The sequence below is a fragment of the Pseudomonas citri genome (assembly GCF_025336485.1).
Lineage (GTDB): Bacteria > Pseudomonadota > Gammaproteobacteria > Pseudomonadales > Pseudomonadaceae > Aquipseudomonas > Aquipseudomonas citri.
Window position 1 is genome coordinate 302,184 of sequence record NZ_JAODAB010000001.1, and the last position, 12,665, is coordinate 314,848.

The 12,665-nt window shown below is 63.4% G+C and carries 11 protein-coding genes; 2 read left to right on the forward strand and 9 right to left on the reverse strand.

Annotated features, from left to right (window positions below; genetic code table 11):
* Nucleotides 1-21: 21 nt before the first annotated feature.
* From N4Q37_RS01335 to N4Q37_RS01360, 6 genes are all read right to left on the reverse strand, one after another.
* The gene (locus N4Q37_RS01335; protein WP_260954654.1) at nucleotides 22-1,032 is read right to left on the reverse strand and encodes a Gfo/Idh/MocA family protein; all 1,011 of its coding nucleotides are present in this window, start codon (nucleotides 1,030-1,032) and stop codon (nucleotides 22-24) included.
* Between the two features lie 19 nt (nucleotides 1,033-1,051).
* Nucleotides 1,052-2,983: a 3D-(3,5/4)-trihydroxycyclohexane-1,2-dione acylhydrolase (decyclizing) gene (iolD, locus tag N4Q37_RS01340; protein ID WP_260954655.1), complete on the reverse strand. Its 1,932-nt coding sequence runs from the start codon at nucleotides 2,981-2,983 to the stop codon at nucleotides 1,052-1,054.
* Between the two features lie 76 nt (nucleotides 2,984-3,059).
* On the reverse strand, nucleotides 3,060-3,881 hold the full coding sequence (locus N4Q37_RS01345) for a TIM barrel protein (RefSeq protein ID WP_260954656.1): 822 nt from the start codon (nucleotides 3,879-3,881) through the stop codon (nucleotides 3,060-3,062).
* A gap of 34 nt (nucleotides 3,882-3,915) precedes the next feature.
* Entirely contained in the window at nucleotides 3,916-4,725 is an 810-nt protein-coding gene (iolB, locus tag N4Q37_RS01350; protein ID WP_260954657.1) for a 5-deoxy-glucuronate isomerase, read from the reverse strand.
* Entirely contained in the window at nucleotides 4,722-5,615 is an 894-nt protein-coding gene (gene iolE, locus N4Q37_RS01355) for a myo-inosose-2 dehydratase (RefSeq protein WP_260954658.1), read from the reverse strand. Before iolE ends, iolB begins: the two co-directional genes overlap by 4 nt.
* Nucleotides 5,616-5,727: 112 nt before the next feature.
* Nucleotides 5,728-7,665 (reverse strand): bifunctional 5-dehydro-2-deoxygluconokinase/5-dehydro-2-deoxyphosphogluconate aldolase, encoded by a 1,938-nt coding sequence (locus N4Q37_RS01360; RefSeq protein ID WP_260954659.1) that lies wholly within the window; start codon nucleotides 7,663-7,665, stop codon nucleotides 5,728-5,730.
* 267 nt (nucleotides 7,666-7,932) lie between these two features.
* Here N4Q37_RS01360 and N4Q37_RS01365 point away from each other — a divergent pair, with 267 nt between their 5' ends.
* Both N4Q37_RS01365 and N4Q37_RS01370 read left to right on the forward strand, forming a co-directional pair.
* Complete coding sequence (locus tag N4Q37_RS01365) at nucleotides 7,933-8,853, forward strand: MurR/RpiR family transcriptional regulator (protein WP_260954660.1); 921 nt, start codon at nucleotides 7,933-7,935, stop codon at nucleotides 8,851-8,853.
* Nucleotides 8,854-8,883: 30 nt separating this feature from the next.
* On the forward strand, nucleotides 8,884-9,495 hold the full coding sequence (locus tag N4Q37_RS01370; protein ID WP_260954662.1) for a glutathione S-transferase family protein: 612 nt from the start codon (nucleotides 8,884-8,886) through the stop codon (nucleotides 9,493-9,495).
* On the opposite strand, the gene hcnC is transcribed toward N4Q37_RS01370, so the two are convergent.
* Genes hcnC through hcnA form a run of 3 tightly spaced genes read right to left on the reverse strand, consistent with a single transcriptional unit; the run spans nucleotide 9,450 to nucleotide 12,449 of the window.
* Nucleotides 9,450-10,727: a cyanide-forming glycine dehydrogenase subunit HcnC gene (hcnC, locus tag N4Q37_RS01375; RefSeq protein WP_260954663.1), complete on the reverse strand. Its 1,278-nt coding sequence runs from the start codon at nucleotides 10,725-10,727 to the stop codon at nucleotides 9,450-9,452. The genes N4Q37_RS01370 and hcnC overlap by 46 nt on opposite strands.
* Nucleotides 10,720-12,129 (reverse strand): cyanide-forming glycine dehydrogenase subunit HcnB, encoded by a 1,410-nt coding sequence (gene hcnB, locus N4Q37_RS01380; protein ID WP_260954665.1) that lies wholly within the window; start codon nucleotides 12,127-12,129, stop codon nucleotides 10,720-10,722. The genes hcnC and hcnB overlap by 8 nt, the downstream gene beginning before the upstream one ends.
* Entirely contained in the window at nucleotides 12,126-12,449 is a 324-nt protein-coding gene (gene hcnA / locus N4Q37_RS01385; protein ID WP_260954936.1) for a cyanide-forming glycine dehydrogenase subunit HcnA, read from the reverse strand. The genes hcnB and hcnA overlap by 4 nt, the downstream gene beginning before the upstream one ends.
* Between the last annotated feature and the right edge of the window lie 216 nt (nucleotides 12,450-12,665).

Consider the following 12,665-nt stretch of genomic DNA (forward strand, 5'->3'; position numbering starts at 1 on the left):
TATTGAACCTGTGGGATGGGGTCAACTATAGAAACCCGGGCGCTCAGGCAGTTCGACCTTGACGATCCCGCCGCTCCGCTGCGCCTGGATGCAAGCATCCGCCGCCACCGCCGCGGCGTAGCCGTCCCAGGCCGAAGGCCCGCCCACTTGCCCGGCGCGCACGCCATCGATGAAGGCCTGCAACTCGACGTCGTAGGCGGCGATGAAGCGGTCCTTCCAGTCCATCAGGATCGCATTGGACAGTTTGGCGCCGCTGCGCAGTTGCACCTGGGACGGTTCTGGCAGCTTGGCGATACCCGTCTCCCCCACCACTTCGCACTGGATGTCGTAGCCGTACTGGCAGTTGACGAACACCTCCACGTCGATGCGCGTGCCTCGAGCGGTTTCCAACAGGACGATCTGCGGATCGCGCAGGTGCGCCAGGGCCTTGCTGGTCTTGCGCGGGAACACCACCTGCACCGACACGTAATCATCGGCCAGCAGCCAGCGCAACACGTCCAATTCATGGATCAAGGTGTCGGTGATCGCCATATCGGTCTTGTAGTTTTCCCCCACACGCGGGTTGCGGTGGGCGCAATGCAGCATCAGCGGCTCGCCGATCTGGCCGCTGTCGATCACCGCCTTGAGCGCCCGATAGCCTTCGTCGTACGGGCGCATGAAGCCGACCTGCACCAGGCGCTTGCCGTGGACCACTTCGGCGTCGACGATGTTGCGGCAGCCTTGGGCGGTGACGGCCAGGGGCTTTTCACAGAACACCGGTTTGCCCGCGGCAATTGCCGCCAGCACGAACGCCTCATGGCTCGGCCCCCAGGAAGTCACGAGAATCGCCTCCACCTCCGGCGCCGTGATCAAGGCATGGCCGTCGGGATAGACCTCGGCGGTCAGTTTCAGGTCGGCCACCACCTTCGCCGCCTGGGACAGGTTGATGTCGGTCACCGCCACCACCTGGCTGTTGAGCAAGGTCTGGCTGCAACGACGGATATGGTCCTGGCCGATGGCCCCGGTGCCGATGACGCCCAGCTTCAAAGACATGTAGAACTCCTTGTTGTGATCAATACTGACGGGCCTGGGCCAGTCGTTCATTGAGGGCCTTGGCGACGGCGTTGGTCCGGGCGCTGGTGGAGACTTGCGCTACGCCGACCCGCCACCACGACAGGTAGCCGTGGATCATGGTCTTGGGCAGGACCTTGATGTCGATCAGCGTCGAAACCGTTTGCACGCGTGCATCCGCCAGCGCCGCGCGCAGCTCGTCGAGGGTCCGCACTTTGTAGGTCTTGCAACCGTAGGCCGCCGCACTCATGGCGAAGTCCACCGGCACGAAACCGCCATCGAGCTGGCCGGTGTCCGGGTTGCGGAAACGGAACTCGGTGCCGAAGCTGTCCATGCCGTTGCCCATTTGCAGGTTGTTGATGCAACCGAACGCCATGTTGTCCAGCAGCACCACATTGATCTTGCGGCGTTCCTGGATCGAGGTTGCCAGTTCCGAGTGCAGCATCATGTAGGAGCCATCCCCCACCAGCGCGTACACCTCTTTATCGGGCTCGGCGAGTTTCACCCCCAGCGCCGCGTTCACCTCGTAACCCATGCACGAATAACCGTACTCGAGGTGATAGGTGTTCACGCCCTTACTGCGCCAACTGCGCTGCAAGTCGCCGGGCAGGCTGCCGGCCGCGGCAACGATAATCGCTTCATCGGCCAGGGTTTCGTTGAGGGTGCCCAGCACGCGACTCTGGGTCAGGCAGGAACCGGTGAGCTCGACGAACTCGCGAAACACCGCCGGGTCCATGTGGTCGTTGATTTCCGGGACGAAATCCGGGGCCAGATAGTCGGCCTGATAGACCCGGTCCACCTCGGCCTCCAACCGGGCCTTGGCCTCGGCGATCTGCCCGCCCCACTCGGCACGGTAATCCCCCATCGCCGCCGACAACGCTTCCAGACCCGCACGGGCGTCGGCCAGCAGTTGCACGCCATCGAGCTTCAAGGCATCGCACGGGCTGACGTTGAGATTGAGGAACTGCACGTCCGGATGTTGGAACAGCCATTTCGACCCGGTGGTGAAGTCGCTGTAGCGGGTACCGATGCCAATGATCAGGTCGGCCTCCTTGGCCAGCAGGTTCGCCGCCAGGCAGCCGGTTTCGCCGACACCACCCACGTTCAGGGGATGGCTGGACACCACCGCGCTCTTGCCGGCCTGGGTTTCGGCAAAGGGAATGTCGAAGCGCTCGGCAAACGCCTGCAACGCCGCATTGGCAGCGGAATACCTCACCCCGCCGCCGCAAATGATCAATGGTTTACGCTTGCTCTTGAGCAGCGCCAGCGCATCGCCGAGCATCGCTGCGGTGGCCGGGCGACGGTCGATGCGGTGCACACGCTTTTGCAGGAAATAATCGGGGTAATCGTAGGCTTCGGCCTGCACGTCCTGGGGCAGTGCCAGGGTCACCGCGCCGGTTTCGGCCGGGTCGGTGAGCACGCGCATGGCCTGGATCGCGGCCGTCATCAATTGCTCGGGGCGGTTGATGCGGTCCCAGTATTTGCTCACGGCCTTGAACGCATCGTTGGTGCTGATGCTCAGGTCGTGGAACTGCTCGATCTGTTGCAGCACCGGGTCCGGCTGGCGACTGGCGTAGACATCGCCGGGCAACAGCAGCAGCGGGATCCGATTGGCCGTCGCGGTGGCGGCAGCGGTCAGCATGTTCGCCGCGCCGGGGCCGACCGATGAAGTGCACGCATAGATCCGGCGGCGCAGGTGCTGCTTGGCGAAACCGATGGCGGCATGGGCCATGCCTTGCTCGTTGCGGCCTTGGTGGACCACCAGGTCGCCGCGGTCCTGCTCCAGCGCCTGGCCCAGGCCAAGGACGTTGCCGTGGCCGAAAATGGTAAAGACCCCGGCGACGAATTTGCTCTGGACGCCATCGACCTCGACGTATTGGTTATCGAGGAATTTCACCAGGGCCTGGGCCATGGTCAGTCGTGTTGTGGTCATGCTTGCACCTTGTCTGGAATGCAGATCCCGTGGCCGCCTCGCTCCCACAGGGGTGTTCATCCTGTTGATAGCGGTGTCAGCCCTGAGGGTTTTGCAAATGGCTCATGCTCGCCCCCAACGCCTGGCGAATGTCGGCCAACTCATGGACGCTTTCGGCAAACGGTTCGAAGGACAGGTACCCCTCATACCCTCCAGCCCGCAACCCTTCGATCTGCGCAGCGTTACCGAGGATGTCGGCTTCGCCCACCAGCACACGGTGGCCGTCACGGATCGTCGTCAGCGGGGCCTGGGCATCCTCGACCCCGGAGATATGCACCAGAGCGGTCAACTCGGGGAAGCATTCCTGTTCGCCCGCCAAGTGATGGTGAAAGGTGTCATGCACCAGGCGAAACACATCCAGCCCGTCAGTCGCCTCGATCGCTTCCAACGCCGTGCGCTTGCGCCGCAACGAGCACTCCTCGAAACCCAGGGGCTCGATGAAACCGTAGATGCCGAAGGCCCGCAGGATCGGCGCCAGTTCACTGAGCGCCACGCGCAGCCCGGCGGCACGTTCAGCTTCGCTGCGCGGGTCGGCGCGGTCGTTGAGCGGGCACATCACCAATCCCCCGGCGCCGCACTCGCGGGCGTAGTCAGCCAAACGCACGGCCTGGACACGGCGTTCTTCGTTCCAAACGTCGAAGGGGTACAGCGCGTTGATCGACAGTACCCTGATGCCACGCGCCTCGCACAACTGGCGCACCTGGGCCGGAGGCATGCCGTTCTCGATCTCGACACCCTTCAGGTCGTTGCGGATCTCGATGGCGTCGGTCTTCAACGCCAACGCCAAGTCGATGAAGTCGGGCAGTGGCAGGTGCGGGGCAACCATGCGATTCAAGGCAAAACGCAGGGGTTTGTTCATTGTTGTTTTCCCTCCGGCATTCATCAAAAACGGGTTAGAGATCCAGCAACCAACTGTGCTGCGGATCGTTATGGAACTGCCAGACCCGCTTCGGGCCCGCCATGACGTTCAGGTAGTACGACTCATACCCGTACGGCACGCTGACCGGGTGGTAGCCCTTGGGCACCACCACCAGGTCACTGTTCTCCACGGCCATGGCCTGGTCGAGGCTGCGGTCGTCGGTGTAGACCCGCTGGAACACAAAACCCTGGGACGGGTTGACCTGGTGGTAGTAGGTTTCCTCCAGGAAGCTCTGGTGCGGCAGGTCGTCGGTGTCGTGCTTGTGCGGTGGGTAGCTCGACGAGTGCCCCGACGGCGTGCGCACTTCCACCACCAGCAGCGAATGGGCCGGCTCGCTGTCCGGCAGGATGTCGCAGATATAGCGGGTGTTGGCGCCCTTGCCACGCACGCTGCGCTTCATGCTTTGCGGGTGGATCAGCCGTGGACCGTATTCGTTTCGAGCCGAACCCGGCGCAGCGCACACCGCGACCTGTGCATCGCTCAGCGCGGTCACCAGGGCCTGGCTGCCAGGCGGCAGGTAGGCGGCGTAGGGCGACTTGTCTTCAAAGACCGACAGGCGATCACCGAGGTTGTCCCAGTCGAAGGCCCCCTGCCCCGGCGCCTCGCCCTTGAGGCTGAGGCGGCCACTGAGCAGCACCAGGCACAGCTCCTTGTCGGCAGCGGCCACCGGCAGGGTCTCACCCAGGCTCAGGCGGTAGGCGGCGAACCCGACGTATTCCAGTTCACCCGGGGGCAGTTGGACGATGTTCCGCCCGCCGGGCTGGCTTTTGATCAACAGGCTCATGCCCGCCCCCTTGCCTGCAGCAAGGCATGCAGGGTGTCGTAGCCTTTCTTGGCGTAGGCATGACTCGGCGCGACAGCCGGGTCCTGCTCGGCCTCGACCACCAGCCAGCCTTTATAGTCGGCGGCCAGCAGCACATCCAGCAACGCGGCGAAGTCGATGTCGCCATCCCCCGGCACGGTGAAGGTGCCGTTGATGATGCAATCGGGAAAACTCCAGAGGTTGTTGCGCGCCAGTTGCACCACCGGTTTGCGTACGTCCTTGAAGTGCACATGACAAACCCGCTCGATGTGCTTGCGCAGCACGTGCAGCGGTTCGCCGCCGCCCATGTAGCAGTGGCCCGAGTCGAACAGCAGGCCGACCTCGCTGCCGGTCAGGGCCATCAGCTTGTCGATGTCCGTGGGGGATTCGACGTAGGCGCCCATGTGATGGTGATAGGCCAGACGCACGCCGTGGGACAAGGTGAAGCGCGCCAGCTCGGTGAGCTTTTCGGCATAGGTTTGCCAGGCTTCGTCGGTATGGAAACGCGGGCGTTCGGCCAGCGCAATACGCTGGCCCTGGATGGAATCAGCCACTTCGCCGTACACCAGCACGTTCGCGCCGTTCTGCGCCAACAACTCGACGTGGCTGGCGATGGCGTCGATTTCCTCGGCCGCCGACCGCCGGGCCAGGCGACTGGAATACCAGCCCGAGACCAGCGCCAGGCCGTACGGGCGCAACACATCGCCGACGCCCTTGGCGTCCTTGGGAAACTTGCCGTTGAGTTCAAAGCCTTCGTAGCCGATGGCCTTGCCTTCGCTCAGCGCCGTGCTCAGCGGCGTCTCGCCGCCCAGGGAAGGCAGGTCATCGTTGCTCCAGGAAATCGGGTTGATGCCAATTCGAATAGCGGGCATGGCGGTACCTTTTTATTGTTTTTCAAACTGAATAACAAAACCATGTTGTGAATACATATCTGTGGCGAGGGGATTTATCCCCTCGCCACAAGAGCAGCCAGCGCAAGACCCATCACGCTCGGGCAGCACGCCACGCCTCGATCAATTCCACAAACGTCCCCTGCACCTGCCGGATCAACCCTTCATCATCGATTTCCCCCGCCAGCCAGGCCCGGCTCGGTTCCTGGAGGATCGTACGGCCCACGGCGAACCCGCGGCAGGTGGTGCTCTGGCTGGCCTGGCGGAAACCTTCGGCCAGCGCGGCCGGCGGCGCATTGAGCCCCAGCAACACCACGCCACGGCAATACGGGTCGCGCTGCTGGATCAGCTCATCCAGTTGCCGCCACTGCTCCGCGGTCTGGGCCTCGATCTTCCACCACGCCGGGAAAATGCCCAGGTTGTAGAGGCGCTTGAGGGCGCGGTACAACACGTCCGGGTGCGGCGACGGATGATCCTTCGGTGGAATGACCTCCAGCAGCAACTCATGGCCGCTGATTTGCGAAGCCTTGTACAACGCCATCAGCTGCGCTTCCTGTTCCAGGCGCAGCAGCGGTTCGTCATCCGGGTGAAATTGCACCAGGCACTTGATGATCTGTTCTTGAGGCCAGGCAATCAGGTGGCTGCCAATGGAGCGGCCATGTTCGAAGACCAACGGCCGTGAGTTCTGCACCTCCACCGGTCGCGCCACCCACCAACCGCGCCCCGTGGCGGCGTTCAGCGAGTCCTGGCCGAAACGCTGGTCAGCCAGCAGGCCAACGTCGGCCTCGATGCCCTGGCGACGCAGGTCAGCCTCGACCCGCTCCACCGCCCGCACGAACAGTTGCTTGAGCGCCGCAATGCTATTGAGGTCGCGCCCGGCCTTGTGGGCCAGTTCCACCAGCTGCCGCCGGTGATCGAAGGCGAAAACGAACAGTTGCTTCCAAGCCTTGCGCGGCACGCTCACCTGATGCAGGCGTTGCAGCGCGATGTCCTGGTCCGGGCGGGTGATCGGCGCCGGACTATTGAACAGATAGTCGAGTTCGGCCCGGGTCGGCATCGCCGGGGCGCAGGCGTGGCGCGAGACCACCAGGGCGCCGCAGGCGTTGGCCAGCCGGCAGCAATGCTCGTCGCTGGCCTCCTCCAACCAACCGGCGAGAAAACCGGACATGAACGCATCGCCGGCCCCTAGCACATTGAGGACTTCGACCTGGACGCCGGGGAAGATCGCACCGTCCTCGAGCCGGTTCGGGATGGCGCCGTGGATCACCGTGCAGCCCTGTGGACCCAGCTTGACCACCAGCGTGGCCGCCGTCAGCGAGCGCACCTTGCGCAGAGCGTTCAACAAGTCCTCGCTGCCGCCAGCGATGAGGAACTCCTCTTCAGTGCCGACGATCAGGTCAAAGCGCGGCAGGATCGCCTGCACATGCTGGCTGACGTTCTGGCTGGCGACGAAACGGGTTTCGCCGTCGGCCTTGCCCGCCAGGCCCCAGAGCACCGGTCGATAATCGATGTCGAGAACGCACTTGACCCCATGCTCGCGGGCATGCTCCAGCGCCTGGAGACTGGCCTGGTAGACGCCTTCGGTGGAGAAATGGGTACCGGTCACCAGCAAGGCCTTGCTCGAAGCAATGAACGTTTCGTCGATGTCTTCGGCGCGCAGCGCCATGTCGGCGCAATTTTCCCGGTAGAACACCAAGGGAAAGGTTTCGCGGTCCTTGATACCCAGCAGGACCAAGGCCGTCAGGCGCTCGGGGTCGACCTTGATGGCGCTGACATCGCAGCCTTCGCGCGCCAGGGACTCCACCAAAAAGCGTCCCATGTGATCGCCGCCTACCCGGCTCAACATCGCAGACTTGAGCCCCAGTCGCGCGGTGCCGAAGGCGATGTTGGCAGAGGAGCCGCCCAGGTATTTGGCGAAGCTTGCGACGTCTTCCAGCCGTGCGCCAACTTGCTGCGCATAGAGGTCGACGCCCAGGCGTCCCAGGCAGATCACATCCAATTGACGCCCACTGGCAAAACGAGTCTGGCCCATGCTGGCTCCTGTTATTTTTATCAGCCTGCGTCGCCGCCGGAGACCGGCACCAACGCTCTTGGTGCAGGCAGACTAAAACGAGCGAAGACCAATAATCAATATTTATTCTATAAATTTTTACATTGGAATATTTTTTCCAACAAGCTGAACCCCAGGCACGGTGCATCGTTTCAGCACAGGACAGTGATTGTGTCCGCCCATGATTTTCCCCGCATCTAAGTTGTAGACTGCGCCCTGCCCACAAGAACAAAGCCAGAAGGATTTTCCATGACCCGCACCGATCTGCCGGCGCCATCCGAGAGCACGTCCGAACCCGCCCTCTCAGGCCCACCGATCAATGCCGAGCGTCTGCTGCAACTCATTAGCGACGAATACGAAAGCCTGCCGCGCCAGCTCAAGCGCATCGCCAGTTACATGAGCCAGCAACGCGACCGGATCATGGTCGATCGCATCAGCGACATCGCCCGCGAATGCGAAGTGCACCCATCGGCCATCGTGCGCTTTTCCCAACGCTTCGGGTTCAGCGGGTTCAGCGAAATGCAGGCATTGTTCCGCGAGGCCTACACCCACAAGACCACGCCGGTGCAGAACTACCAGCAGCGCATCCGCAGCATGATCGCCAACAAGTCGCAGAAAGCCAGCGGCGGTGACCTGGCCCGCGAGTGCATCAACGCCACCTTGTCGGGCATCGAGCGCCTGGGCCTGGAACTGGACGACCAGGCATTCGAGAAAGCCGTGGACCTGGTGGTCAACGCCGATAACATCTATGTAGTGGGCGTACGGCGTTCGTTCGCGGTGGCCGATTACCTGGTATACAACCTGCAACACACCAACAAGCGCATCCATCTGGTGTCCGGCCTGGGAGGCAGCTATCGCGAGCAGATGCGCAGCGTGCGGGCCAACGATCTGGTGATCGCCATCAGCTTCACGCCCTACGGCAAGGAAACCCAGCACTGCCTGCGCATCGCCCAGCACCACCAGGCCAAGACGCTGATCATCACCGACAGCAACCTCTCGCCGTTGGCCAAGCGGGCCAACGCGGTGCTGTTGGTTAACGAAGGCAGCTCGTTCGCCTTCCGCTCGCTGAGCGCCACGTTGTGCCTGTGCCAGGCGTTATTCATCGCCGTGGCTTACCGGTTGGAAATGAAGGTGGACGAAATCCATGAACAGGTGGGGTTCGAGGACTGACACCCCGCCCGCATCGTTGAAGGAGACAACATGAAGCTGATCGGCATGCTGGACTCACCCTATGTGCGACGCGTCGCTATTAGCGCCAAATGCCTGGGCATTACCCTGGAGCATGAACCGGTGTCGGTGTTCAGGCATTTCCAACGGTTCCGGGACATCAACCCGGTGGTCAAGGCGCCAACCCTGCTGCTCGACGACGGCACGGTGCTGATGGACTCTACGTTGATCATCGACTACCTGGAGGCCTTGGCCGCGCCAGGCAAGAGCCTGATGCCGAATGACCTGGCGCAACGTCTGCGGTCATTGCGCCTGGTCGGGCTGGCATTGGCGGCCTGCGAGAAGTCGGTGCAGCTGTACTACGAGCGCAACCTGCGGCCGGAACACGTCCAGCACGCACCCTGGACGGAACGCGTAGAAGGCCAACTGGCAGCGGCCTACGCCATGCTGGAACAGGAGCTGGAGAAACAGCCACTGGCCACCAGCGGCCCCCTCGACCAGGCCGGCATCACCGTGGCCGTGGCCTGGAGCTTCACCCGATTGGTGGCGCCGGAACAGTTGCAAGGCAAGTCGCTGCCGTTGATCAGCGCATTCGCGACCTATGCCGAAGGGCTGGAGGCGTTTGTCAGTACGCCGATGGAATAGCGGGTGGGCGTCACCTCGAAGCGATCCGCCAGGAACGGGGTGATGTCCAGCGGCAACGGCTCGTCGTTCACCAGTTTGTCCAACAACACCCCGGTGATGGCCGAGGTCAGGATGCCGGTGCGGAAATGACCGCAGGCGTTGAGGTAGCCTTCCACGCCTGCCATCGGCCCGAGGATCGGCAACTCATCGGGCGAGCCAGGGCGTAGACCGGCCCAGGTTCGTTTCAGGTTGATGTCGGCCAACTGGGGGATGCAACGCACCGCGCCCTGCACCAGCCCTTCGATCTCGGGGTAAGTGGTGGTCACATCGAAGCCCTTGTCTTCGGTAGTACTGCCGATGAGGATCTCGCCGTTGTCTTTCTGCGCCACGTAGCAGTCGCTGGTGGTCAGGCAGCCATTGAGGATCTTCGGCATGCGCTCGGTCAGCAGGATCTGCCCCTTGACCGGCTTGACCGGAATCCGCACGCCGGTGGCCTGCTCGCTCAGGTCTGCCGCCCAGGCGCCGGCGGCGTTGATCAGGGTCCGGCAGAGGAAGGTGCCTGCCTCGGCGGTCTTCACACCGGTCACCCGCTTGCCGCTGCGCAGCACCTCGGTCACGTTGGTGTTGAAGAACACATCGACGCCGTTCTGCCGGGCGCCTTCGGTGTAGGCGTCGGCCAGGCGGAAGGGGCTGACCTGGTGGTCGCAGAGAAACTCCAGCGCGCCCAAGGCTTCATGGCTGACGTTCGGCTCGGCCTCGCGCAGGGCCGCCTGGTCGAGCCAGCGCACCTGGTCCGCCAGATGCGGGATACAGGCCACGATGTGTTCGGCGTACAAGCGGTCTTCGTCGTCGTAGATCACGAACTTGAGCCCGGTGCGCTCGAACTTGCAATCCATGCCATGGTTGTCCAGCAACTCGCGGTGCAACTGCGGGTACATCGCGTTGGACTGCAAGGCAAAATCGAAGAACGACTGGGGCAGGATGTGCGGCGTGCTGGCGTCCACAGCCACGGCGGCACCCTGGGTCTGGCGCTTGCGGTTGGCCGACATCATGCGAAAGAAGATCACCCCGCAACCCAGGCCCACCGACTCGCCGATGGCCCACAGGCCGCCGGCCGAGGCACGGCTGGCATTACCCGGGCGCTTGGCGTCGACCAGGGCGATTTTCAGATGCTTGCGCTTGGACAGTTGATAGGCACAGGAAGCGCCAATCACCCCGCCTCCGGCGATGACCACGTCATATTGCTTAATCATGGGAAACGGCCTCCATGCCGACGTGCTGGAACGCTGAAAAGGGAATCGGTTCGATGGGGAAGCGCGGTCGCAGCCAACCGACATCGGCACGCCCGGTGGCGGCGCGCAAGCGGTCGCTGCAATAGCCGACGCACATCCGTCCCTGGCAATCGCCCATGCTCACGCGGGTGCGCATCTTCAGGCTCGCCATGTCTTGCACGCCCTGCGCCAGGGCCCGATCGATGTCGGCGCGGGTGGCGTGTTCGCAACGGCAGATCACCGTCTCGGCCGCTGGCAACGCCGTTTGCCCGGCGCCACGCTGAGTGTAGCGGTCCACGGCGGCGCGAAAACGAATGATCCGCTCAAGCTGCGCCTGGTAGCGCTCGCGCTGCGCCAGGGCGGTGACGGGATCGAGCACGTTGCGCTGCATCAGGATCGACAGCGCCGCGATGCGCCCGCTCAGCATGGCGGCTTCGCCACCGCGAATCCCACCCATATCGCCAGCCAAGTGAATGTGCGCCTCGCTGCTTTGCTGCCAGGCATCGGACACCGCGCGCAGGTAGCCGTCCTCGCTGAAGCCGTGCTCCAGGCCCATCTGCTGGCTCAATTGGGTACGCGGGATGAAACCGTAGCCGACCGCCAGGGTCTGGGCCGGCACCTGTTCGGCGCGTTTCAGGTCAGGCTCCCAGTCGGTGGAATAAGGTGCGACGGTGACCGTGCTCAGTTCATCCTCGCCGTCCGCCTGCACCACGCCCCAGCCATAGCGCACGGGAATGCGATGGCGCTTGAGATAGGCCAGCATGCCCAAGCCGTCGAGGAACAGTTGCGGCTTGTTCAGCAAGGCCAGGCTCTGCTTGGCAATCTTGCCAAAGGCACAGGCCTCGTAGACACCCGCCACCGCCACGCCCGAAGCGTGCAACTGGCAGGCCACCAGCGGCAACAACGGTCCCGTGCCGGCGATCACCACCGGGCTGGGCGGCTTGACCACCCCGCTCTTGATCTGCAATTGCAGGCCGCCGAGCATCATCACCCCCGGCAGGGTCCAGCCCGGAAACGGCACGCTGCGTTCATGACAACCGGCCGCCAGGACCAGATGGGAATACGCCATCTCACCCAGGCGCTCGTCGGCGTCGAGCAGCATCAACGAGCGAAACCCTTCGGCACCGATGACGCGACTGCTCAAGCGCACGTCGATCAACCCGGCATAGCGCTGGTATTCCCCGTGGAGCTTGTCCAGGGCTTCGCTGTAGCGCGGCCCCAGGTAGTCCAGGCTCACGCCATCGCGCAGTGGCCCGCGATACACCACGCCACCGAGGCGCGGCGCCTCTTCGAGCAAGGTGCAGCGCACCCCGTGGGAGGCCAGTTCGATGGCGGCGGACATGCCCGCCGGCCCACCGCCAACAATGACTGGATCGAGGCTCATGGTGCCTCCGTGTCGGTCATGCGGTTGGCCCGGGTTTCGATCTGCATGCCAGGACGCACCAGGGTCTGGCACGCTCGGCGCTTATGACGACCGTCGATCTTGACCAGGCAGCACTGGCACACGCCCATGCCGCAGTACGCACCGCTGATCCGACCGTGGTCGTTGCGGGCGACCTGGCGTTGCCCCAGGGACTGGATGACGGTGAGGACGGTTTCGCCCTGGGCGGCATTGACGGTTCGCCCATCCAGGCGCACCGTCATGTCGGCCTGGGTCAGTGGCTGGATATCGAATTTACGGCGCAGAGGGTCTTGAGGTTGCATCATGCAGCTCTTCCTTGAAGGTTCAGTGAGGTTTTGGCTCCTTGCGGTACACCAGCAACGTTGTGCATCGAACCCCGACAGCGACAGCGCGCCAGAACAGGGCAGCAGATGCAGCATGATGGTGCATATCAGATTCATGTTAGGGATTATTTGTGACCAAGTGTTGATCCAGGCCAGGAAATCCACTCACCGGCCGATGAACTTTTTTTCAGAAAG